Below are 22,509 nucleotides of genomic sequence, written 5' to 3'. Positions count from 1 at the left end.
TGTTTACTATGAGTAAAATCAAAAAGTTATCTCTTACAGATTTGGTGCTGTACGGGCTTGTATTTATGGTTCCGATCGCGCCGGTTTCTCTCTATGGTGTCGTCTATAATTTATCTCATGGCATGGTCGCGCTGGTGTATATTATTGGCGCTATCGCGATGTTTTTTACCGCCCACAGCTATTCAACATTGTCAAAGCACATCTCCTCCTCCGGGTCGGCTTATACCTATGCGGGCGTGTGCATCAACCCTGCGGTGGGTTTTCTCACCGGCTGGATTTTGCTGCTGGATTATCTGTTATTCCCTACGCTGGTTGCCGTGCTGGGCGGTGTTGCTGTTCATGCCATACTTCCGCAAATACCGATTTGGGTGTGGCCGTTAATTTATGTGGCCATCGGAACGGGCATAAACTATTTGGGAATACAACAAACGGCTAAATTCGACAAGCTGCTGGTCTTTATTCAACTCGGTATTCTGGCCATTTTTGTGGTGCTGATTTTGCGTCTGCTGATGCTCGATAGCAGTCATGTGTCATTCTCTTTCAAACCCTTTTTTGACTCTCAGTGGTTTACGCCTGGCTTAATTGCTACCGCTATCTCTGTTGCGGCACTCAACTTCCTCGGGTTTGATGCCATCAGTACCTTAAGCGAAGAAAGCGAAGGCGGCGGAAAAGCGGTCAGTAAGGCAACTCTTCTCGCCCTGATCCTGGCCACCGTGCTGTTTATTATTGTGGTGACGTTTGCCGCATTCGCCACCGGCAAAATAGACAGCTTTGCCGACGGCACTGAAACAAACGAAGCCTTCTTCACGATTGCAGGTGATGTTGGCGGTATCTGGCTTAAAGTCGCATTTTCTATCATCGTGGCGTTCGTTTGCGCGGTCGGCAATATCATTACGGCACAAACCGCCGTATCCCGCGTTCTGTTCTCTATGGGGCGCGACAAAATGTTGCCCACATTCCTGGCGCACGTACACAATAAAAGAAAAACACCTGACTATGCCATTCTGTTCACCGGGGCTGTGACACTCTTTCTTAGCTACCTGTTTTCCGGGAAAATTGAATCCATATCCACCCTTGTTAACTTCGGCGCGCTTTTCGCCTTCTTTGTGGTAAACCTGTGTGTCTTTGTGCTCTACAACGTAAAGATGAAAGAACATCGTCGCCTTTTCCCTCACGTGATCTCTCCTGTGCTGGGCATGGTCGTCATCGGTTATGTCTGTATGAATATGAACATTCACGCGCTGACGCTGGGGGGCATCTGGTCTGTAATCGGTCTGGCGATTCTGTGGTATCGGAAAGCGCATAAGCAGGACATCAATATCGATCTTGAGGGGCGAAAGCTACTCGACTAAGTCGTCTGAATACTGAGTTTGCAACAGGTTATTTTTTCTTGTTGCGCAACACCGCCTGACGTTGGGCGGTGTTTTGTTAACCAACCTGAAACAATTTAATGCAGATTCTTTGTTAAACTGCACAGAACTCTTTTGAAACGCTGTTTCCATTTTCCTTTTTGATAATTTTCAGCGTATAATGCGCGCCAATTGTCTCTTGAATGGTTTCAGCACATTGACCTGTAAAACTCAACGACTACAAAACTCACCATCCCGTTGGGCTGAAACGCAAGCACACATTCCTCTGCACGCTTTATCGATGTCACCTATTCTTAGAGCGAGGCATCACAACTTTCGTAACTCAGGTTTAGCTTTCCATCCGTGCGCGATGGAAGCCAGATTTCCATATCCTTCTCAACTTAAAGACTAAGACTGTCATGAAAAAGACGAAAATTGTTTGCACCATCGGTCCGAAAACCGAATCCGAAGAGATGTTATCCAAAATGCTGGACGCGGGCATGAACGTCATGCGTCTGAACTTCTCCCACGGTGATTACGCAGAACACGGTCAGCGCATCAAGAATTTGCGCAACGTCATGAGCAAAACCGGTAAAAAAGCCGCGATTCTGCTCGATACCAAAGGTCCGGAAATCCGTACCATTAAGCTGGAAGGCGGCAACGACGTTTCTCTGAAAGCGGGCCAGACCTTCACGTTCACTACCGACAAATCTGTTGTGGGCAACAACGAAATCGTTGCTGTTACCTACGAAGGCTTCACAAAAGACCTGTCTGTCGGCAACACCGTACTGGTTGATGATGGCCTGATTGGCATGGAAGTTACCGCTATTGAAGGTAACAAAGTTATCTGTAAAGTGCTGAACAACGGCGATCTGGGTGAAAACAAAGGCGTTAACCTGCCAGGTGTTTCCATTGCCCTGCCAGCACTGGCTGAAAAAGACAAACAGGACCTGATCTTCGGTTGTGAGCAAGGCGTTGACTTCGTTGCGGCCTCCTTTATCCGTAAACGTTCTGACGTCGTTGAAATCCGTGAGCACCTGAAAGCACACGGCGGCGAAAACATCCAGATCATCTCCAAGATTGAAAACCAGGAAGGCCTGAACAACTTCGACGAAATCCTCGAAGCGTCCGACGGCATCATGGTTGCTCGTGGCGACATGGGCGTTGAGATCCCGGTTGAAGAAGTTATCTTCGCGCAGAAGATGATCATCGAGAAATGTATCCGTGCACGTAAGGTCGTTATCACTGCGACCCAGATGCTGGATTCCATGATCAAAAACCCACGTCCGACCCGCGCTGAAGCCGGCGACGTTGCGAACGCCATCCTCGATGGTACCGATGCCGTTATGCTGTCTGGTGAATCCGCGAAAGGTAAATACCCGCTGGAAGCTGTGACCATCATGGCCACCATCTGCGAACGTACCGACCGTGTGATGACCAGCCGCCTGGACTTCAATAATGACAGCCGTAAACTGCGCATCACTGAAGCGGTGTGCCGTGGTGCTGTTGAAACTGCAGAAAAACTGGATGCTCCGCTGATCGTCGTGGCAACCCAGGGCGGTAAATCTGCACGTGCTGTGCGTAAATACTTCCCGGATGCAACCATCCTGGCGTTGACCACCAATGAAACTACCGCTCGCCAGCTGGTGCTGAGCAAAGGTGTCGTTGCACAGGTTGTTAAAGAAATCACCTCTACTGATGATTTCTACCGTCTGGGCAAAGAAGTGGCTCTGGAAAGTGGTCTGGCACAGAAAGGTGACGTCGTTGTTATGGTTTCCGGCGCACTGGTTCCGAGCGGCACGACCAATACGGCATCTGTTCACGTGCTGTAATAATTCCATCGCGAATTAATTTGCTTAAAAAGCGCCCTTGCGGCGCTTTTTTTATTTTCTTGATAGCCACGATTAATAAAAAATCAAATCGGATTTCACTATCTAATCCGAGATTATCTAAGATGAATCCGATGGAAGCTTTCTGTTTTCTCTCGGGTTTTTAGCTGTTTTTGCACAATTCGATGCTTCTTTGAGCGAACGATCAAAAATAAGTGCATTCCCATCAAAAAAATATTCTCAACATAAAAAACTTTGTGTAATACTTGTAACGCTACATGGAGATTAACTCAATCTAGAGGGTATTAATAATGAATCGTACTAAACTGGTACTGGGCGCGGTAATCCTGGGTTCTACTCTGCTGGCAGGTTGCTCCAGCAACGCTAAAATCGATCAGCTGTCTTCTGACGTTCAGACTCTGAACGCTAAAGTTGACCAGCTGAGCAACGACGTGAACGCAATGCGTTCCGACGTTCAGGCTGCTAAAGATGACGCAGCTCGCGCTAACCAGCGTCTGGACAACGCAGCTACTAAATACCGCAAGTAATAGTATCTGTGTAATAAAAATGGCGCACATTGTGCGCCATTTTTTTTGCCCGTTATTTTCTTCCCTGTTACTGCGTTGTGCGCATCTGCGCATCCTCCCCTGGCGCACCGTTCTGCGCTGATTTCACTTCTGGTCCATTGGCAACGACAGGTGTCTGCCCGGCACTAACGGTCACGGGATAACCCGCACGACGATACAGTGCTCTCTCAACCAGACTGTTATCGACAGCCTTATTCTCTTTGAACTGATTAAAACCTACCGGTAATACATAGGGCATGGTCTGAACGTTTTGTTCCTCTTCCGGTGACAACGGCCTGTGCACTTCAACATAGCGCATACCATTTGGCTCAACGGAGTACTTTATCGGCTCGTTGATCACTCTGACAGGCGTACCAGGTCGCACCTGCTCGAACAACGCTTTGATATCCGGCGCGTTCATACGGATACAGCCAGAGCTTACGCGCAGGCCAACACTGTCAGGAGCACTAGTTCCATGGATAAGGTATTCACCATTTCCATGCGCCAGACGCAATGCAAAGCGTCCTAACGGGTTATTTGGCCCCGCAGGTACTACCGGCGGTAATGTTATGCCGCGCTCCAGAGAGCGCTTACGGATGCCCGGTGTAGGTGTCCATGTCGGGTTGGGTATTTTCTGCCCAACACGGGTTTCCATCACCGGTGTTTCCAGCCCCTGCAAACCAATGCCAATAGGGAATACCTGAACAATATTTTCTCCCGGCGGGAAGTAATACAAACGCAGTTCCGCCAGATTCACAATAATGCCTTCGCGTGGCACATCCGGTAGCAATAATTGCGAGGGAATGGTAATCAGGGTTCCAGGCTTGGGTACGGGGGCTATAGTGTTATTTGCTTCAAGGATCAGCATGGCAGCGGTGTCAAAACGCCGGGCTATCGCCTGGAGATTCTTATCGCCTTCCTGCACGGTGTAGGTTTGATTTTGCCCAACAAGACGGCTATTCGCCGCAGGCAACGGATAATCGACCGCCCAAGCGGCCTGTATAGCGCTGTAAGCGCCGATCAGCATTAACGTAATAATAGACGCGCGTTTCATACTCACTCACCCCCCTGGCGTTATTGCCGGATGACGGCAAGCGTCCGATCCGGCCTACGAGTCATTGCGGTGCCTTTCACGGAATCATTCCAGTCAGCCTGAAAGATGACGTGTTTTATCAGTTTAGCTAAGAGTTGCGGCTTTGGTGCGGATCGCCCGTATCATCGCTTCCAGTCCCTGTGAACGTGAAGGTGTGAGATGCTGTGCGAGCGCCATTTTTTCGAACCACGGACGCACATCAAAATTCACAATATCCTGAGCCGTCATCCGGTCATACAAAATGAAGACGACGGCGATAAGTCCTTTCACAATTGCCGCATCACTGTCGCCCTGTAATTCAATAATACCTTCAGCATTCTGCCGCATAACAATCCATACCTGACTTTGACATCCCTGAATGCTATTTTCCGGGCAGCGATCGTCGGCATTTAATTCCGGCAGCCGCTGACCCAGTTCAATGATGTACAGGTATTTCTCTTCCCAATTAGCGCAACGCAGAAAATTACGCAACAGTTTTTCTTTATCCGGTAGCGCAGCCATAATGCCTCCCTGTTATCCCAACAAGTGATGAATACGCTTGAGCCCCGTCACCAGGCGATCCACTTCTTCATGGGTGTTATACATGGCAATGGAAGCCCGGCACATCGCGGGAACGTGATAATAAGCCATCAACGGCATCGCGCAGTGATGCCCCGTGCGAACGGCAATTCCATAGTTATCAAGAAAGCTACCAACGTCATACGCGTGATGTTTGCCCAGGTTAAAGGCGATCACGCCTAAACGATTTTCCGGGCCGTAGAGCGTCAGATGAGGTACCTCCGCCAGTTGTTCCAGTGCATAACGCATCATGAACTGCTCATATTCACTGATTTCAGTAAGCCCCAGCGCGCTAACATATTCAATAGCCGCTCCGAGACCGATAATCCCTCCGGTGTTCGGTGTTCCGGCTTCAAAACGCCAGGGGGCTTTGGCCCACGTCGTTCCCTGGCTCAGACTGACGGTTGCTATCATCGAGCCACCGCCTTCCCACGGTGGCATTTCCTGCAGCAGCGACTCTCTGGCATACAGCACGCCAATGCCGGTGGGTCCATAAAGCTTATGTCCGGAGAAGACATAAAAGTCACAATCCAGTGCCTGCACGTCCACCGGGTGGTGCATGACCGCCTGCGCGCCATCTACCAGCACTTTTGCGCCGTACTGATGCGCCAGCTCAATCATCTCCGGCAGCGGGTTTTCCGTGCCCAAGACGTTCGATACGTGGGTAATGGCCAACAGTTGAGTACGGTCGTCAAACAGCGTCGGCAACGTTTCCAGTTGCAACGTCCCGTCGGCATTCAGTGGGATAACACGCAGTTCCGCACCTACACGGGCGCACAGCATCTGCCAGGGGACAATATTGGCGTGGTGTTCCATTTCACTGATGATGATGTTATCACCCGCCCGGACATTGCTACTGCCCCAGCTGTTCGCCACCAGGTTGATGCCCTCCGTCGTGCCGCGGACAAACACCAGTTCTTCGGCAGAACGTGCGTTAATAAACAATGACGCCAGCTTGCGTACATTCTCCATTTTTTCCGTCGCCTGGGCACTGAGCGTATGAATACCCCGATGGACTGCCGCATAGCCATGCCGATAAAACTCAGCCTCAGCATCAATCACCTGGTTGGGCTTTTGCGCACTGGCAGCACTGTCGAGGTAAGCCAGCGGTAAGCCGTTGACCTCACGCGTCAGGACCGGAAAGTCCGCCCGTACTTTTTCAATGGGAAATGTCATGCTACGCCTCCCGGTAGGCGTTGGGCTATCCGCGCCAGTACCTGTTGTTTCAGCGTTTCATCGCTCAGGGCTTCCGTCAGCTCAGCGGCAAACGCGTAGAGAATCATCTGTTGGGCATCCTGCTGGCCAATCCCACGCGAACGCAGATAAAACATCTGTTCATCGTCGATTCGCCCTACCGTCGCCCCATGGCTGCATTTCACGTCATCAGCGTAGATTTCCAGTTGCGGCTTGGTGTCCACTTCTGCCAGTTTACCGAGCAGTAAATTATTGTTCGTCATCTGACCGTCAGTTTTAATGGCATGCTGCGCCACGTTAATCAGGCCATTAAACACCGCCCGGCCTTTATCGCTGACAATCGTTTTATGTAACTGGCGGCTGTTGCAATACCCCTTATTGTGTTCAAGCCAGGTTCGGGTATCGCAAACTTCATTTTTCACCGGCATAGCCAGGCTGTTAAGGCGCAGCGTGCTGTTCTCCCCGTTAAGCTGGGTACTGGTGTGATGGCGTAATACCGCACCACCGAGTAAGAAGCTGTAACTCATCGCCGTCGCATCTGCCCCTAACTGGATATCGTTATGCGCGAAATGGTGGCTAACCGGATTCTCAAACGCCAGTTTGATATGGTGCAAATGGGCATTTGCCGCCACGTTCATCGTTAAGCGTGCGCCGGTAAAATGTCGATGCGCATTCAGGCTAACATAGTGCTCAATGACGGTAGCTTCTGCGCCTTCAGCCAGTTCAAGATGGTGGCGATAGTGCGCGGTATTCACTTCATCACCCGCCAGCCCCTGGGTGATGTGCATCAACAGTAGCGGTTTCGCTGGACGTTGATGTCGTTTGACCTGAATGTGCGTGACGCTGCGTGAAAGGCTTTCGGTCAGATGCAGGAACACCTCTGGCTGGATAGCCGCAGGGAGCGCCTGACGCGCATCATCAACGGTAATGTCAAAGCCGCTGCCGTCAATGCTGTCGCTAAGCGCCTCGCAGTACTGACCGTCAACAAACACCAGACGTAGGGCATCAATAGCGCAGCTCAGCGCGTCGCACTGTGCTGACGTTATTGCAGAAAAACGGCTGACAAACTGGCTGTTGGTTAACCCTTCCAGCGGCGTATATTTCCAGTCCTCATGTTTACGCGTCGGCAACCCCAGCCGCAACATCTGTTGCAGGTGTTGTTGCGCATGCTGTGAACGACGCTCACCCTGCGCTTCAAACAGATGGTGCCACTGCTGGAGCACGTTACTGCTGTTCACTAAGCCAGCCATACCCTTGCTCCTCCAGTTGTTTAACCAGCGTAAAATCACCGGACTTCACAATGCGCCCCTGGTAGAGAACGTGGACGTAATCGGGTTTGATATAGTCGAGGATTCGCTGGTAGTGGGTGACAATAACAAACGAACGCTTTCCGTCACGCAATGCGTTCACGCCATCTGCCACGATTTTCAGCGCATCGATATCCAGACCAGAGTCAGACTCATCAAGGATGCACAGCTGGGGTTCCAGCACCGCCATTTGCAGAATGTCATTACGTTTTTTCTCACCACCGGAGAAACCCACGTTCACCGAACGGGTGAGCAAATCTGCCGGCATCTTCAGCAATGCAATTTTCTCTTCCATCAGGTCCTGGAAGTCAAACCTGTCCAGCGACTCTTCGCCACGGTAGCCGCGCACCGCATTCAGTGCCGTTTGCAGGAAAAACTGATTGCTGACGCCGGGGATCTCCACTGGATACTGAAACGCCATAAAGATACCTTCACCAGCCCGGTCTTCCGGTGACAGTTCCAGCAAGTTCTTACCGTTAAATTCAACCGTCCCGCCCGTGACTTCATAATCTTCTCGTCCGGCGAGTGTCGCAGACAACGTACTTTTCCCGGAACCGTTCGGCCCCATAATGGCGTGTACTTCCCCGGGGCGAATCTCAAGACTCAGCCCACGCAGGATCGCCTTATCTTCCACACTGACCTGTAAATCTTTAATGCTTAACATGTGCTTTCCTTAAATTTTAGCCGACGCTGTGTTCAAGACTTATGGCGAGAAGTTTTTGCGCTTCCACAGCAAATTCCAGCGGCAGCTCAGAGAACACGTCTTTACAGAAGCCATTGACGATCATTGAGATAGCATCTTCTTCACTGATGCCACGTTGCAGGCAGTAGAACAGTTGGTCTTCACCAATGCGCGAGGTCGTCGCTTCGTGTTCAAGCTGAGCGCTGTTGTTACGGCACTCAACATACGGGAAGGTATGCGCCCCACAGTCCGCACCAATCAACATTGAGTCACATTGGGTGTAGTTACGGGCGTTAGTGGCGGTAGGCATAATTTTCACTAAGCCACGATAGCTGTTCTGGCTATGTCCGGCAGAAATTCCTTTCGAGATAATGGTCGATTTCGTGTTCTTGCCGATGTGAATCATTTTAGTGCCAGTATCAGCCTGCTGATGCCCGCTGGTCAGCGCAACGGAGTAGAATTCGCCGATCGAATTATCACCGCGCAGAATGCAGCTCGGGTATTTCCAGGTAATGGCTGAACCGGTCTCTGACTGCGTCCATGACATTTTGCTGTTTTCACCTTCACACAGCGCACGTTTGGTCACGAAATTCAGGATGCCGCCGGTATTGCCATCGCCGGGGAACCAGTTTTGTACCGTTGAATACTTCACCTCAGCATCTTTATGGATGATCACCTCAACCACCGCCGCATGCAGCTGGTAACTGTCACGTACCGGAGCCGAACAACCTTCGATATAGCTGACGTAACTCCCCTCATCCGCCACCAGAATCGTGCGTTCAAACTGTCCGGTTTTTTCTGCATTGATACGGAAATAAGTCGACAGTTCCATTGGGCAGCGCACACCTTTCGGCACATAAATAAACGTGCCGTCCGATGCCACCGCCGCATTCAGCGCGGCAAAGAAATTGTCATTCCCCGGGACGACGGTACCGAGGTATTTTTTTACCAGTTCAGGATGATCGTGAATGGCCTCGCCGAACGAGCAGAAAATAATACCCTGTTCCGCCAGCTTATCGCGGTAGGTCGTCGCGACTGACACCGAATCGAAAATGGCATCCACCGCCACTTCTTTTCCTTCACGGACCGGCACGCCAAGCTGCTCGAACGCGTCTTCAACCTCTTTGCTTAAAAACGCATTCGCGCCCGTTTGCTGAACCGCTCCCGGCTCAGAGGCGCAGGTTTCATCACAGTTACCGCAAGAAGGTGCAGAGTAATAGCTATAGTCCTGGTAGTTCAGTTTGTCATAGTGCGCTTTTAGCCAGTGTGGTTCTTCCATCGTCAGCCACGCGTTAAACGCATTCAGACGGAATTCCAGCATCCAATCAGGTTCATTTCGTTTTGCCGAAATTGCCCGGACAACCTCTTCGTTGATCCCTTTGGCCAGTTCATCGGTTTTGAGTTGGGTAAAGAACCCCTCTTTGTAATTGAGGTGCCCGCCAGCCCAGGTGTTGACATCGTCAGTTGCTTCAGTGTTACGAGACATAGTACCGCCTATACCCCAAAGCTTTCGCCACAGCCACATTCGTTCTGGGCTTTCGGGTTATGAAATTTAAATAACTGATTTAATCCTTCACGAACGAAATCGACTTCAGTTCCATCGATAAACGGCATCGCCTGTAACGGGACATAAAGTCTGGCGCCCTCTGTTTCAAATAGCAGATCGTCTTTCTCGGGTTGCTTGACGGTGTCCAGCACATAGCCGAATCCCGCGCATCCGGTTTGTTTCACGCCTAACCGCACGCCCAACATATCGGGTTGCCTTGCCACCAGTTCACGGATATGCGCCGCTGCCGCTGGCGTTAACGTCAGCCCGCGCCACGCAAAATCGTTGGGATTAAATGTTCCTGAATGCAATTCCATAGGGTTACCTCGAGTCATTAGCTTTCAAGCTATAACACCATGTTAGTGATAATGATTATCACTTCAACCCCTCAACAGCAGGGGCATTCGGGTTAACCGCCCTTTTTGACGACTTTTATTAAGCATAGACCCTGCGGCGAGGGTTAACAGGGATGGATTTTTTTGTTCAATACATTGATTAATAATAGATTATGAATATGTAATCGTTCCGGCAGGTCAAATGCTAAAAGATGTATAGATAATGTCTATTTAAGGGATAGGTGGGGATGACTACGGGGGAACAATGCGATTCAAAACGCATGTGGGCCATAAAAAACCCTTAAGTCTGCATGCTGGCAGACTTAAGGGTTCCGGCCCCATCCGGCGCTTATCTCCGGCACTCACAATGGCTTAGCTCTTGAAGGGGCGATCAGAATAATCTCATACACTGATAAATTTTTTTTAACACAAATTGCGCTTTGACTATTTTATAAACACGCTCAATCACATAGTTAGCGCTGTGTCTCATTCAGTTCGTCCAGCAACAGCCGCAACCCCGCAGGCTGGTGATCGCGGGAAAGATATAAACCATAAATCGGCAGGCGTTTAGGCTGTAGTTGAGGGAGAAGTCGTATTAATCTCCCCTGCGCCAGCCCTTCTCTCGCCTCCTGCTCAGGAACCAACGCAATCCCCATCCCCGCCAGGGCGGATTCACATAGCAGTGACGAGATACCGGCGCTTAAATTCCCTTTAATGGCCACCGTGACAGCTTGCCCTTGCGCATCCAGAAAGTGCCATGACTTTCCGGCAAATCCACTGTAATAAAGGCAATTATGCTGCGCAAGATCGTCGACGGTTTTTGGGATGCCATGCTGGTTAAGGTAATCCACGGAGGCACATAACACCGAGTCACAATCCCCTAAGCGCCGTGCAATCGTTCCGGGCTCGGGATTTTCCGTGATGCGGATCGCCACATCGATACGCTCCCCAACCAGGCTTACCGGTTGATTGTTGATCTCAACTTCAATGCGGAGTTCAGGATAGCGAGCAAGAAACGCGGGCAGCACCGGCGCCAGAATATGTATGGCAGTAAAATGTGCACACGCTACCCGTAGCGTGCCCGATGGGGTTTGCGCGAGCCCGGCGGCACCGATATCTCGCGAAAGCTGTGCCAGGGTGCGGGTTTTCACCAACGCTTCTTCGCCGGCAGGTGTGATTGTCAACCGTCGTGACGAACGATGGATAAGCCGCGCCCCGGTCCACTTTTCCATCTCATCCAGATAGCGACTGACCATCGGTCGGGAAAGCCCCAGCGCACGCGCGGCGGCACTCAAACTGCCTAAATCACAGATGTGGTTAAAAACGGTTGCCGCCATGACTCTGTCCATTGCATCCCATCCGATCGTTTTATGAAACTCAGCATGTCCTGATAAGGGAATTCTAACAGATCCGAATTTCCTTAAAATACAGGAACGATCAAAAGACAATGTCCTGCACAAGGTTCCCCGTTATGAAAATCAATACACTGGCTATGCTGTTACCCCTGTTTGCCTCTTCGGCATTTGCCGCTCCGCTACAGTTGGATGTCTATAATCCGCAGGAAAAGGCTATTTTCCCGGTCTCTTCTACGCTGGTGTCCGGCCCGAAAGAAGCCATTTTGTTTGATGCCCAATTCAGCACCAAAGACGGTGAAAAACTGGTGCAAATGATTCGCTCCAGCGGTAAGACGCTGAAAGCCATTGTGATCACGTCTGGCGATCCGGATTTCTATTTTGGCCTTGAGCCACTCGTCAAAGCCTTCCCAGGTGTCAACGTGCTGGCTACGCCGCACGTGGTGGATCATATCCGTGCCACCAAAGAAGCCAAATTACAGTTCTGGGGCCCACAGATGAAAGACGGTGTCCCCACTTCGCTCACTGTACCGCAGGCCATCACGCAAACACGCTTTACGGTTGATGGCGAAACGCTGGAATTACGCCATCCTAATGACTATGCGGCATATGTCTGGATCCCTGCGAACCGCGCCATCATTGGCGGAACCGGTATCGCTTCAGGTATTCACGTCTGGACAGCGGACACGCAGTCATCGGCTGAGCGCATGGCATGGCGTAACGTGCTGAGCGAAATGCAGCAATTACATCCTGCCCAGGTGGTTCCAGGTCATTATATTGGCGAACGCCCGGCGGGTGATAAAGCAATTCGCTTCACCCAGGATTACCTTCAGTCGTTTGAACAGGCGCTGGGCGCGAAAAAAGGTTCAGCCTACGTGATAAAAACAATGACCACAGCATGGCCTGGCCTTGCAGACGAAAGCTCTCTGGAACTGAGTGCGAAAGTGAATACCGGTGAGATGAAGTGGTAAACAAGGTTTAAGGCAAAAAATAACCCCGAACACATGTGTCGGGGTTTTTATTACGACAGGCATACCGGAATCAATGAACGCCCAGGCGCCAGGCAAAATAGATTTCTTCTTTCAGTTCAGTCGAAGAGAGCGTTAATAAATCGGCAAACTCCAGCTCTAATTGTTTCAGTCTTTTCAGGTACTTAGCCGGTGAAAGATCGGTTTTATCACGACGTAAAAATTCTATTGCCAGTTGGGCCGGGTCTAATTGGGTAGACATATCATCCTCGCTTGTGTTCAGAACCTGCACAGTATAACACCATTACCTGCGCAGATAATGACCAAACTCAACATGCATCACAAAATAGCAGTCGTCAGTCGCGAGGTGCAGCATAACCGGCCCTGCTCATCGAAGATTTCGATTTGCCACACCTGATGACGTGAACCGGTATGCACAGGGCTGCACACCCCTCTGACAAGCCCTTCACGTGCAGAACGAACGTGGTTGGCGTTAATCTCAAGGCCCACCACTTTCTGATCGCTCTGCGTACACAGATATCCAGCCACCGAGCCAATGCTTTCAGCCAGCACGACAGACGCCCCGCCGTGCAACAAACCAAAGGGTTGTTTGGTGCGATGGTCCACGGGCATTGTGGCTTCCAGAGTATTGTCGCCGATATGCACAAAACGAATATCGAGCAGCCCTACCATATTTCCTTCACCCATGGCGTTGAGCGCCTCGAGTGTGACTTCACGTTTCCAGATCATCCTATAATCTCCAGTAATGCCTGTAATGGGTGGCGAACGCCCGTGCCTTCTACGCGTTTAACCTGGCTGCGACATGAATACCCGGCAGCCAGACAACGGTTACGCGGCAATCGTTGCATTGCCTGGTGCCATGATAACTCATAGATCCCTAAAGAGTTCTGGTGATTCTTCACTTCATGGCCATACGTACCCGCCATCCCGCAGCACCCCACGCTGACATTTTCCAGTTTGGCCCCAAACCGGGCAAAAATCGCGGCCCACTGCGCAGGTGCTCCCGGCAGAGCGGTCACTTCGGTACAGTGTCCGAAGAAGTACCACGGTTCACCACCAACAGCGACCGACGGTTGTGACGCCAGTACAGCCGATAACCACTCATTGACCAGTAAGACATGGAAATCACCGCGCTGCTCGCCGAGCGCCAGCTTGTATTCATCGCGATAACATAGCACCAGCGCCGGATCGACACCGACCATCGGGATATTCAGCTTTGCCACCCGGTTGAGGAATTCAGCGGTCTTTTTCGCCGTTTTCGCAAACCGGTTTAAAAAGCCCTTTATATGCTGCGCTTTACCGTTAGGCGAGAATGGCAACAGCACCGGCTGTAAACCCAATTTTTCTACCAGTCGGATGAAATCAGCCACTACCTGTGCATCGTAATAGCTGGTGAAAGGGTCCTGCACCACCAGCACCGTACGGGCTTTTTGTTCCTGGCTGAGAGCTTCAAGCTGTTCCAGCGTCATATTGGCCGAACGATGCCCGACCAACTGTCGTTGTAATGATGGCGCAGACAACAGCGGCAAATCCACCATGCCGATGTGTTTTTTAGCCAGATTACGTACCAGCGGTTGATTGATGAAAAAGTTGAACGTTTTAGGTGCGCGCGCCATTAGCGGTGCATAACTCTCAACGGTGGCGACCATATGATCGCGGAGCGGGCGCAGATAGCGCGTGTGATACAGCTGCAGGAAGCGCGAGCGGAATTCCGGAACGTCAATTTTTATCGGGCACTGCGTCGAACACGCTTTACATGCCAGACACCCGGACATCGCCTCTTTCACTTCATGCGAGAAATCATACTCGCCCTTACGTGCATGCCAGCTGTTGCGGGTACGGGCGATTAGCGTACGTAAACTGGCACGTTTTTCTGGCAACTCTTTTTCCAGTTTCACGGGGTCGATCCCACGATCGGCCAACAGGCGTAACCATTCCCGTACCAGCGTTGCCCGCCCTTTTGGCGAGTGAATGCGATTGAGGCTAATTTTCATCGACGGACACATCGGGCTTTTCGCATCGAAGTTAAAGCATAACCCGTTGCCGTTACACTCCATTGCTCCACGCCACTCCTGTCGAACGGCCAGCGGGATTTGACGATCGTAAGTCCCACGTTTAACCGCATCCACTTTCATCATTGGCGCATCGATGGCTTCCGGAGGGCAAATTTTCCCCGGATTGAGCCGGTTTTGCGGATCAAACGCCGACTTCACTTTGCGCAGTTCGCGATACAGTTCCTCGCCAAAGAATGCCGGGCTGTACTCAGCACGGAAACCTTTCCCGTGTTCGCCCCACAGCAGGCCACCGTATTTTGCCGTCAGTGCCACCACATCATCAGAGATGCGTTTCATCAGCACTTCTTGCTGCGGATCGCACATATCCAGCGCGGGTCTGACGTGCAGTACCCCGGCATCCACGTGACCAAACATGCCATAGCTCAGGCCATGGCTATCGAGTAGCGCACGGAACTCGGCAATATAGTCGGCCAGGTGTTCCGGCGGTACGCAGGTATCTTCGGCAAACGGAATCGGCTTCGCAGAGCCTTTGGCATTACCCAGCAGACCAACGGCCTTTTTCCGCATGGCGTAGATGCGCTCTACGCCGGCCAGTTCGGTACACAGTTGCCAGCCAATCACACCGGCTTCCTGCCGGGCAATTAGCCCGTCCAGGCGTTCACACAGCGCACTGACCTGCGAATCAATTAATGCTTCATCGTCACCCGCAAACTCGACGATATTCAGCCCGAGCATCTCTTTATCCGGGACATCGGTAATCAATTCGCTGACGGAGTGCCAGACAATATCTTCCCGCGCCAGATTAAGCACTTTGGAATCGACGGTTTCGACCGACAGCGCACGCGCCTCTACCATCACCGGCGCATTACGCAATGCAGAGTCAAACGAATCGTATTTGACGTTGACCAATCGCCGAACTTTAGGCAGCGGCGTGATATCAAGGCGGGCTTCGGTGATAAATGCCAGCGTACCTTCAGACCCCGTAAGGATGCGGGTTAAATCAAACTCGGTCATCGCATCATTGAAGACGTGCCGCAGGTCGTAGCCGGTCAGGAAGCGATTGAGCTTGGGAAACTTATCAATGATCAGCTGTCGGTTATCGCGGCACCGTTCATACACCGTTTTATAGATACGCCCAATCGCCGTATTGTCTTTACCGAGCATTTCGGCAAACTCAACCGGCATCGGCTGGGTATCGAGAATATCCCCGCCCATCAATACCGCGCGGATACCCAGCACGTGATCGGAGGTTTTACCGTAGACCAACGAACCTTGCCCGGAAGCGTCGGTGTTGATCATTCCCCCCAACGTCGCCCGGTTACTGGTGGACAATTCAGGCGCAAAGAAATAGCCGTAGGGTTTCAGATATTGGTTAAGCTGATCTTTTATCACCCCCGCCTCTACCCGCACCCAACCTTCCTGCACATTGATTTCGATGATGCGGCTCATGTAACGGGACATATCAACAATAATGCCCTGATTAAGCGCCTGACCGTTGGTGCCTGTGCCGCCACCGCGAGGGGTAAAAATCAACGACGAAAAGAGCGGCTCTGACGCCAGGCGAGCGATAAGTGCCACATCAGCCGTCGAACGAGGAAACACCACGGCATCAGGCAGAAGCTGATAGATACTGTTATCCGTCGACATTGTCAGACGATCGGCATAGCTCGTTGCCGTATCGCCCGTGAACCCTTGCTGCTCCAGCGCCTGCAAAAAATTGAGCACCAGTTGAACGACACCTGGCGCCTGAGAAATTTGTGGAATCATTATAGTGACCCTTTCCTGCGGTCTGTGTTGTGAATTTAATCGTTTGCGTGTTGCTTTGTTTGTTGTATCACATTTTTTTCTAATACGCTCAGCAGATTTACAGGCAGAATCCGCCTGTTCAAAACCGCTGAAATTGCTCATCATTATAGAGTGTGATTAACGTGTTCACGTCGCGTCAACGTTCTGACGCAAAGACAAAGGTGAAAAGTATTTATGGTAAATTTCCGTCAGCCCAGGGATATTGCACAAGTGCTGCTATCGGTGCTGTTTTTAGCCATCATGATTGTGGCCTGTCTCTGGATTGTGCAACCCTTTATCCTCGGTTTTGCCTGGGCAGGTACGGTGGTCATTGCGACCTGGCCCATCCTGATACGTATACAAAAATTGCTGTGGGGACGCCGTTCGCTTGCCGTGCTGGTGATGACCCTGTTGTTAGTTCTGTTATTCATTATTCCTATCGCTCTGTTGGTCAACAGCATCGTTGATGGCAGTGGTCCTCTGATTCATGCCGTTACCGCCGGTGATATGACGCTGCCGGATCTGGCGTGGTTAAACAGTATTCCTCTGGTGGGTGCCAAACTCTATGGCGCATGGCACAGCCTGTTGGATATGGGCGGTTCGGCTATCATGGCTAAGGTTCGTCCCTATATCGGTACCACAACCACCTGGTTTGTTGGCCAGGCCGCGCATATTGGCCGCTTTATGATGCACTGTGGCTTGATGTTGCTATTCAGCGCCCTGCTGTACTGGCGCGGTGAGCAGGTGGCGCTAGGTATTCGCCACTTCGCCTGCCGTCTTGCATCGAAACGCGGTGACGCTGCAATTCTGTTGGCAGCACAGGCCATTCGTGCGGTTGCATTAGGCGTGGTCGTCACGGCGCTGGTGCAGGCCGTCCTCGGTGGCATTGGTCTGGCGGTAACGGGGGTACCTTACGCTACACTACTGGCGGTGTTGATGATCCTCTCCTGTCTGGTGCAACTGGGACCTTTACCGGTGCTGGTTCCAGCTATTATCTGGCTTTACTGGACAGGTGACTCTACCTGGGGCACGGTGCTACTTGTGTGGAGCGGTGTGGTCGGAACACTGGATAACGTTATTCGTCCCATGCTGATTCGTATGGGTGCTGATTTGCCATTGATCCTCATTCTTTCCGGGGTGATCGGTGGGTTGATTGCATTCGGTATGATTGGTCTGTTTATCGGCCCAGTGGTGCTGGCTGTTTCATGGCGCCTGTTCTCCGCATGGGTCAACGAAGCCCCTGCACCGGGCACCGACCCGGACCAAATCCTCGAAGAAATCGCTGAAATCGAAAGCAATAAGTAGTACAGCATCAGGCGGCAACATTGCCGCCTGATTGTTTAATATTGCTTATAATCGCATCACAGCTCCCCGAACCGAATCCAACGCCAGCCCTGTGTGAATACTCATTTATGTCGCAAATTCTTTACAGTTTTTAAACTATTGAGATGAATCTGATCGACGTGAAAAAGCAGCATGCCTACTATTACCCCAAGGCTTTAGATCAACACATTGATTTATAAGCATGGAAATCCCCTGAGTGAAATAACGAATTGCTGTGTGTAGTCTTTGCCCATCTCCCACGATGGGCTTTTTTTTATCCTGAACTCTCCCCCTAACGACCTACATCGCATCAGCTAGCCCATTGCTTTATTTCACTCTCACACCAAATGCACCGACTTCACAGATTAATAACAAATAATATTGCACAAGATACTGTGACTCTCTTCAAGCCGAAATATCCACATTAATGTTATTACTATTCCACTGTCTTTTATGAAGTGATTAAATAATGAACGCATTAGAATTGCAGGCTATCCGCCATATTTTTGCTATGACGGTGGAAGAAAGCGCCGCGTATATCGCGCGGGATGGCGACATTGTCGCCTGGCAACAATGGGAAAGCGGTGAAAAAGAAATCCCAGAAAACATCGCGCGCATTTGTACAGAAATGAAAGCAAAGAGAAAGTTAAGAATTAACGCGATCATCGAAAAAATAAATAATCGTATCGGTAATAACACGATGCGTTTTTTCCCCGATCTGGTTTCTTTTCAGGCAGTTTATAGCCACGACAATTTTCTCGACTGGAAAATCTATCAATCGGCTGCTGTGGAACTCTATGCACACAACCTTGAGCGTTTGTGTTAAGCGGTTATAACGTCACCACTACGTTGCAACACGGGCACCCGACAATATGCCCTCGCTCACGCGCAGTCTGCATACTATTTGGGCTAACACGCCCTACGCGACACAGAACACAACATCCATTTAGCCTCTTCGCTGAGTAACACATTATGAAAAACACCTATTTCTCCACTGCGATAGGGCTGTACCTTAATTACCTGGTACACGGTATGGGGGTCATTCTAATGTCCCTCAATATGTCCTCACTTGAACAACAGTGGCAAACTAATGCAGCGGGGGTCTCGATTGTCATCTCCTCCCTTGGTATCGGTCGGTTAAGCGTTCTATTAGTTGCAGGCATGCTCTCCGATCGCTATGGCCGCAGACCGTTTATCATTTTTGGCATGATCTGCTACCTAATCTTCTTTTTTGGCATCATCAATACTCATAGCATTGTGATTGCCTACGCCTTTGGTTTTTTAGCGGGAATGGCAAACAGTTTTCTTGATGCCGGAACCTACCCCAGCCTGATGGAAGCCTTCCCCCGCTCGCCCAGCACCGCCAATATTCTGATTAAAGCCTTTGTGTCCAGCGGCCAGTTTCTGTTGCCGATGGTTATCAGCCTGCTGGTGTGGGCTGAACTCTGGTTTGGCTGGTCCTTCTTGCTGGCGGCGGGAATTATGGCAGTCAACGGCATATTTTTGTTTCGTTGCCGCTTTCCTGCACATCCTGGACCGAAGCATTCCATCACGCCATCATCCGTTTTACAGGAACCGATCCAACCAGAGCACCGTTGTTCCCTTCTCGATCTGGGGAGTTACACGTTGTATGGCTATATCTCGATGGCCACATTTTATCTGGTTAGCCAGTGGCTGGCACAGTATGGTCAGTTTGTCGCCGGTATGCCGTATACGTTATCTATCAAGCTGTTAAGTATTTACACCTGTGGTTCGCTGTTGTGCGTATTCATTACTGCTCCCCTGGCGAGAAAAGCGGGTCGTGCAACATCTCTGTTAATGCTGTACACCTTTATCTCCTTTGTCGCGCTGCTGGCGGTTTGCCTGCATCCAACAACCTGGGTCGTGATTACATTCGCCTTTGTCATCGGGTTCTCTTCAGCTGGTGGCGTCGTACAAATCGGTCTAACGCTAATGGCTGCTCGCTTTCCGCATGCGAAAGGTAAAGCTACCGGTATTTACTACAGCGCGGGCAGTATCGCGACCTTCACAATCCCACTGATTACCGCCAGGCTCTCCGAAACCAGTATTGCGCACATCATGTGGTTTGATGCAGGCATTGCTGCGCTCGGCTTCCTGCTGGCACTGTTTATTGGTTATCGCAGCCGACTTGCAGCAAAGCGTCAGTTAAACATGGCTCCGCTCGCGCAATAGCGCGGATGCAATATTGTTCCCCTCTTCTGCAAAATAATTGGACGTATTTTTAAAATAACGGCAAAACGTCGGTCTGACGAATTAGGTTTCACAGTTTGATATGCAATATACCTGGTAACTTAAACGCCATGCTATGTAGGTACAATAACTACTGCCTGGTATATTAATTACAAGGTCGCCGAAATTTAAACTACACCGACGAGCACAGAATAATTTTAAAATCCGCAAGGAGTTGTGAAAAAATGTCTCAGAAAAAGACCTTTAAAACGCCATTTCTTCTGGCGATAACCTGTATTTATTTAAGTTATTTTTTACACGGTATTAGCGTCATCACACTGGCGCAAAACATGACCTCCCTGGCTGAAAAGTTTTCAACCGATAATGCAGGAATTGCCTATCTAATTTCCGGTATTGGTCTTGGTCGACTGGTCAGTATTTTATTCTTTGGCGTTCTATCAGATAAGTTCGGTCGCCGGGCTATCATTCTGTTAGGCGTTGTTCTATATATGCTGTTCTTCTTCGGTATTCCCGCCAGCCCCAATCTGATGATTGCCTTTATTCTGGCTGTATGCGTTGGCGTAGCAAATTCAGCGCTGGATACCGGTGGTTATCCTGCGTTAATGGAATGTTTCCCTAAAGCATCCGGCTCGGCGGTTATTCTGGTTAAAGCCATGGTGTCGTTTGGCCAGATGATTTACCCCATCATCGTCAGTACCATGCTGCTCAACCATGTCTGGTACGGCTATGCGGTCATCATCCCGGGTGTCCTGTTCGTGGTCATCACCCTGATGCTGTTAAAAAGTCGCTTTCCCAGCCAGATGGTGGACGCGGGTCTCGCCAAAGATCTGCCACAGATGAACAGTAAACCCCTGGTCTGGTTGGAAGGTGTCGCTTCCGTGCTGTTTGGGGTTGCCGCATTCTCAACCTTTTATGTCATCGTGGTTTGGATGCCGAAATATGCCATGGCATTTGCTGGCATGGCAGAAACTGACGCCTTAAAAACCATCTCTTACTACAGCATGGGATCGCTGGTCTGCGTATTCATCTTTGCTGCCCTCCTGAAGAAAATGGTTCGCCCCATTTGGGCTAACGTTTTTAACGCCGGTTTGGCAAGCATTACCGCTGCGGTCATTTATTTGTACCCCTCGCCGCTGGTTTGTAACGCAGGATCGTTTCTGATTGGCTTCTCTGCTGCTGGCGGTATTTTACAGCTCGGTGTCTCGGTGATGTCGGAGTTTTTCCCGAAGAGCAAAGCCAAAGTCACCAGTGTTTATATGATGATGGGTGGTGTAGCCAACTTTATTATCCCACTGATCACCGGATACCTTTCTAACATCGGCCTGCAATACATCATCTTGCTGGACCTTGCATTTGCTCTGCTGGCATTCATCACCGCCATCATCGTCTTTATTCGCTATTACCGCGTATTTGATATCCCCAAAAACGATGTGCGGTTGGGCGAACGTTATTTTCAATAAATTGTTTAGAAGGAGTATCAAATGGACGTAACTGCAAAATATGAACTGATTGGTCTGATGGCCTACCCTATCAGACACAGTCTGTCCCCTGAAATGCAAAATAAAGCATTAGAAAAAGCAGGGCTGCCTTTTACCTACATGGCATTTGAAGTCGATAACTCAACATTTGCTAATGCCATTGCCGGTTTAAAAGCGTTAAAAATGCGCGGTACCGGGGTTTCCATGCCCAATAAACAGCTGGCCTGTGAATATGTTGATGAATTGACGCCTGCCGCCAAACTGGTTGGCGCAATCAACACCATCGTTAATGATGATGGCTACCTGCGTGGTTACAACACCGACGGCACCGGCCATATTCGCGCGATTAAAGAAAGCGGCTTCGATATTAAGGGTAAAACCATGGTACTGTTGGGCGCGGGCGGCGCGTCTACAGCCATTGGCGCTCAGGCAGCCATTGAAGGCATCAAAGAAATTAAGATCTTTAACCGTAAAGATGAGTTCTTTGAAAAGGCGCAGGCATTCGCCAAACGTGTTAATGAAAACACCGACTGCGTTGTCACCGTTATCGACCTTGCCGATCGCCAGGCTTTTGCCGAGGCTCTCGCCAGCGCGGATATTTTGACCAACGGCACGAAAGTCGGCATGAAACCGCTAGATAACGAATCTATTGTGACCGACGTTTCCCTGCTTCGCCCGGAACTGCTGGTGACCGAATGTGTGTATAACCCGCATATGACCAAGTTGTTGCAACAGGCACAACATGCCGGTTGCAAAACGATTGATGGTTACGGCATGTTGTTGTGGCAAGGGGCTGAGCAGTTCAAGCTCTGGACCGGGAAAGATTTCCCGCTGGAGTATGTCAAACAGGTTATGGGTTTTACAGCCTGATGGGCAGTATTTGTGAATAGTTAAAGG

At 50.5% G+C, this 22,509-nt stretch carries 21 protein-coding genes and 1 other RNA gene; 11 read left to right on the top strand and 11 right to left on the bottom strand.

Features of this window, described 5'->3' with window-relative positions:
- Positions 1 to 8: 8 nt before the first annotated feature.
- The 4 genes from NNO08_RS15935 to lpp all read left to right on the top strand — a co-directional run bounded on the left by NNO08_RS15935 (position 9) and on the right by lpp (position 3,726).
- Positions 9 to 1,352 (top strand): APC family permease, encoded by a 1,344-nt coding sequence (locus NNO08_RS15935; RefSeq protein WP_271440787.1) that lies wholly within the window; start codon positions 9 to 11, stop codon positions 1,350 to 1,352.
- Positions 1,353 to 1,566: 214 nt separating this feature from the next.
- A complete protein-coding gene (gene ynhH / locus NNO08_RS15930; RefSeq protein ID WP_245163452.1) occupies positions 1,567 to 1,761 on the top strand; it encodes a protein YnhH in 195 nt (64 codons plus the stop codon).
- A gap of 7 nt (positions 1,762 to 1,768) precedes the next feature.
- A complete protein-coding gene (gene pykF, locus NNO08_RS15925; protein ID WP_137383325.1) occupies positions 1,769 to 3,181 on the top strand; it encodes a pyruvate kinase PykF in 1,413 nt (470 codons plus the stop codon).
- 308 nt (positions 3,182 to 3,489) lie between these two features.
- Positions 3,490 to 3,726 (top strand): murein lipoprotein Lpp, encoded by a 237-nt coding sequence (gene lpp / locus NNO08_RS15920; protein ID WP_003029373.1) that lies wholly within the window; start codon positions 3,490 to 3,492, stop codon positions 3,724 to 3,726.
- A gap of 67 nt (positions 3,727 to 3,793) precedes the next feature.
- On the opposite strand, the gene ldtE is transcribed toward lpp, so the two are convergent.
- The 8 genes from ldtE to NNO08_RS15880 all read right to left on the bottom strand — a co-directional run bounded on the left by ldtE (position 3,794) and on the right by NNO08_RS15880 (position 11,808).
- Positions 3,794 to 4,798, bottom strand: a complete 1,005-nt coding sequence (gene ldtE, locus NNO08_RS15915; RefSeq protein WP_271457088.1) for a L,D-transpeptidase LdtE — start codon at positions 4,796 to 4,798, stop codon at positions 3,794 to 3,796.
- A gap of 123 nt (positions 4,799 to 4,921) precedes the next feature.
- Entirely contained in the window at positions 4,922 to 5,338 is a 417-nt protein-coding gene (gene sufE / locus NNO08_RS15910; protein WP_271440786.1) for a cysteine desulfuration protein SufE, read from the bottom strand.
- Positions 5,339 to 5,350: 12 nt separating this feature from the next.
- On the bottom strand, positions 5,351 to 6,571 hold the full coding sequence (gene sufS, locus NNO08_RS15905; protein WP_271457071.1) for a cysteine desulfurase SufS: 1,221 nt from the start codon (positions 6,569 to 6,571) through the stop codon (positions 5,351 to 5,353).
- The gene (gene sufD, locus NNO08_RS15900) at positions 6,568 to 7,839 is read right to left on the bottom strand and encodes a Fe-S cluster assembly protein SufD (protein WP_271449071.1); all 1,272 of its coding nucleotides are present in this window, start codon (positions 7,837 to 7,839) and stop codon (positions 6,568 to 6,570) included. The genes sufS and sufD overlap by 4 nt, the downstream gene beginning before the upstream one ends.
- Positions 7,814 to 8,560: a Fe-S cluster assembly ATPase SufC gene (sufC, locus tag NNO08_RS15895; protein WP_271440783.1), complete on the bottom strand. Its 747-nt coding sequence runs from the start codon at positions 8,558 to 8,560 to the stop codon at positions 7,814 to 7,816. Before sufC ends, sufD begins: the two co-directional genes overlap by 26 nt.
- Positions 8,561 to 8,576: 16 nt before the next feature.
- Positions 8,577 to 10,064: a Fe-S cluster assembly protein SufB gene (gene sufB, locus NNO08_RS15890; RefSeq protein ID WP_061067803.1), complete on the bottom strand. Its 1,488-nt coding sequence runs from the start codon at positions 10,062 to 10,064 to the stop codon at positions 8,577 to 8,579.
- A gap of 8 nt (positions 10,065 to 10,072) precedes the next feature.
- Positions 10,073 to 10,441: a Fe-S cluster assembly scaffold SufA gene (gene sufA, locus NNO08_RS15885; RefSeq protein WP_005120243.1), complete on the bottom strand. Its 369-nt coding sequence runs from the start codon at positions 10,439 to 10,441 to the stop codon at positions 10,073 to 10,075.
- A gap of 491 nt (positions 10,442 to 10,932) precedes the next feature.
- Entirely contained in the window at positions 10,933 to 11,808 is an 876-nt protein-coding gene (locus NNO08_RS15880) for a LysR family transcriptional regulator (protein WP_271457070.1), read from the bottom strand.
- 122 nt (positions 11,809 to 11,930) lie between these two features.
- Between NNO08_RS15880 and NNO08_RS15875 the strand changes: the two genes are divergently transcribed.
- On the top strand, positions 11,931 to 12,782 hold the full coding sequence (locus tag NNO08_RS15875; protein WP_271457069.1) for a Vmh family MBL fold metallo-hydrolase: 852 nt from the start codon (positions 11,931 to 11,933) through the stop codon (positions 12,780 to 12,782).
- Between the two features lie 70 nt (positions 12,783 to 12,852).
- Here the strand turns inward: NNO08_RS15875 and NNO08_RS15870 are convergent, their stop codons facing one another.
- From NNO08_RS15870 to ydiJ, 3 genes are all read right to left on the bottom strand, one after another.
- Positions 12,853 to 13,041 carry a YdiH family protein gene (locus NNO08_RS15870; RefSeq protein WP_271457068.1) on the bottom strand — a complete coding sequence of 63 codons (189 nt, stop codon included), beginning with the start codon at positions 13,039 to 13,041 and terminating at the stop codon, positions 12,853 to 12,855.
- A gap of 77 nt (positions 13,042 to 13,118) precedes the next feature.
- The gene (gene menI, locus NNO08_RS15865; RefSeq protein ID WP_271457067.1) at positions 13,119 to 13,529 is read right to left on the bottom strand and encodes a 1,4-dihydroxy-2-naphthoyl-CoA hydrolase; all 411 of its coding nucleotides are present in this window, start codon (positions 13,527 to 13,529) and stop codon (positions 13,119 to 13,121) included.
- On the bottom strand, positions 13,526 to 16,582 hold the full coding sequence (ydiJ, locus tag NNO08_RS15860; protein ID WP_271457066.1) for a D-2-hydroxyglutarate dehydrogenase YdiJ: 3,057 nt from the start codon (positions 16,580 to 16,582) through the stop codon (positions 13,526 to 13,528). Before ydiJ ends, menI begins: the two co-directional genes overlap by 4 nt.
- A gap of 213 nt (positions 16,583 to 16,795) precedes the next feature.
- Between ydiJ and ydiK the strand changes: the two genes are divergently transcribed.
- From ydiK to ydiB, 6 genes are all read left to right on the top strand, one after another.
- Positions 16,796 to 17,905, top strand: a complete 1,110-nt coding sequence (gene ydiK, locus NNO08_RS15855; RefSeq protein WP_271440778.1) for an AI-2E family transporter YdiK — start codon at positions 16,796 to 16,798, stop codon at positions 17,903 to 17,905.
- Positions 17,906 to 18,093: 188 nt separating this feature from the next.
- Positions 18,094 to 18,201: antisense sRNA RprA (rprA, locus tag NNO08_RS15850), an RNA gene on the top strand.
- Between the two features lie 191 nt (positions 18,202 to 18,392).
- A complete protein-coding gene (locus tag NNO08_RS15845; protein WP_271449076.1) occupies positions 18,393 to 18,749 on the top strand; it encodes a YdiL family protein in 357 nt (118 codons plus the stop codon).
- Between the two features lie 146 nt (positions 18,750 to 18,895).
- Positions 18,896 to 20,116, top strand: a complete 1,221-nt coding sequence (locus NNO08_RS15840; RefSeq protein ID WP_271440776.1) for an MFS transporter — start codon at positions 18,896 to 18,898, stop codon at positions 20,114 to 20,116.
- A 242-nt stretch (positions 20,117 to 20,358) separates the two neighbouring features.
- Positions 20,359 to 21,594 (top strand): MFS transporter, encoded by a 1,236-nt coding sequence (locus tag NNO08_RS15835; RefSeq protein ID WP_271457065.1) that lies wholly within the window; start codon positions 20,359 to 20,361, stop codon positions 21,592 to 21,594.
- Positions 21,595 to 21,615: 21 nt separating this feature from the next.
- Positions 21,616 to 22,482 (top strand): quinate/shikimate dehydrogenase, encoded by an 867-nt coding sequence (gene ydiB, locus NNO08_RS15830; RefSeq protein ID WP_271440775.1) that lies wholly within the window; start codon positions 21,616 to 21,618, stop codon positions 22,480 to 22,482.
- Positions 22,483 to 22,509 lie beyond the last annotated feature (27 nt).

The organism is Citrobacter sp. Igbk 17 (genome assembly GCF_028069775.1).
GTDB lineage: Bacteria > Pseudomonadota > Gammaproteobacteria > Enterobacterales > Enterobacteriaceae > Citrobacter.
Note: the sequence above shows the minus strand (reverse complement) of the source record. Positions and strands in the feature narration are given on the sequence as shown.

What these genes read in the sequence shown, in the direction of transcription:
- NNO08_RS15840 (WP_271440776.1), top strand. Translation starts at nt 18,896, where the DNA reads ATGAAAAACACCTATTTCTCCACTGCGATAGGGCTGTACCTTAATTAC.
- NNO08_RS15880 (WP_271457070.1), bottom strand. Translation starts at nt 11,808, where the DNA reads ATGGACAGAGTCATGGCGGCAACCGTTTTTAACCACATCTGTGATTTA.
- sufS (WP_271457071.1), bottom strand. Translation starts at nt 6,571, where the DNA reads ATGACATTTCCCATTGAAAAAGTACGGGCGGACTTTCCGGTCCTGACG.
- NNO08_RS15845 (WP_271449076.1), top strand. Translation starts at nt 18,393, where the DNA reads ATGAACGCATTAGAATTGCAGGCTATCCGCCATATTTTTGCTATGACG.
- ldtE (WP_271457088.1), bottom strand. Translation starts at nt 4,798, where the DNA reads ATGAAACGCGCGTCTATTATTACGTTAATGCTGATCGGCGCTTACAGC.
- sufD (WP_271449071.1), bottom strand. Translation starts at nt 7,839, where the DNA reads ATGGCTGGCTTAGTGAACAGCAGTAACGTGCTCCAGCAGTGGCACCAT.
- sufA (WP_005120243.1), bottom strand. Translation starts at nt 10,441, where the DNA reads ATGGAATTGCATTCAGGAACATTTAATCCCAACGATTTTGCGTGGCGC.
- pykF (WP_137383325.1), top strand. Translation starts at nt 1,769, where the DNA reads ATGAAAAAGACGAAAATTGTTTGCACCATCGGTCCGAAAACCGAATCC.
- NNO08_RS15935 (WP_271440787.1), top strand. Translation starts at nt 9, where the DNA reads ATGAGTAAAATCAAAAAGTTATCTCTTACAGATTTGGTGCTGTACGGG.
- lpp (WP_003029373.1), top strand. Translation starts at nt 3,490, where the DNA reads ATGAATCGTACTAAACTGGTACTGGGCGCGGTAATCCTGGGTTCTACT.
- ydiJ (WP_271457066.1), bottom strand. Translation starts at nt 16,582, where the DNA reads ATGATTCCACAAATTTCTCAGGCGCCAGGTGTCGTTCAACTGGTGCTC.
- NNO08_RS15835 (WP_271457065.1), top strand. Translation starts at nt 20,359, where the DNA reads ATGTCTCAGAAAAAGACCTTTAAAACGCCATTTCTTCTGGCGATAACC.
- ydiK (WP_271440778.1), top strand. Translation starts at nt 16,796, where the DNA reads ATGGTAAATTTCCGTCAGCCCAGGGATATTGCACAAGTGCTGCTATCG.
- NNO08_RS15875 (WP_271457069.1), top strand. Translation starts at nt 11,931, where the DNA reads ATGAAAATCAATACACTGGCTATGCTGTTACCCCTGTTTGCCTCTTCG.
- sufE (WP_271440786.1), bottom strand. Translation starts at nt 5,338, where the DNA reads ATGGCTGCGCTACCGGATAAAGAAAAACTGTTGCGTAATTTTCTGCGT.
- sufB (WP_061067803.1), bottom strand. Translation starts at nt 10,064, where the DNA reads ATGTCTCGTAACACTGAAGCAACTGACGATGTCAACACCTGGGCTGGC.
- ydiB (WP_271440775.1), top strand. Translation starts at nt 21,616, where the DNA reads ATGGACGTAACTGCAAAATATGAACTGATTGGTCTGATGGCCTACCCT.
- sufC (WP_271440783.1), bottom strand. Translation starts at nt 8,560, where the DNA reads ATGTTAAGCATTAAAGATTTACAGGTCAGTGTGGAAGATAAGGCGATC.
- NNO08_RS15870 (WP_271457068.1), bottom strand. Translation starts at nt 13,041, where the DNA reads ATGTCTACCCAATTAGACCCGGCCCAACTGGCAATAGAATTTTTACGT.
- menI (WP_271457067.1), bottom strand. Translation starts at nt 13,529, where the DNA reads ATGATCTGGAAACGTGAAGTCACACTCGAGGCGCTCAACGCCATGGGT.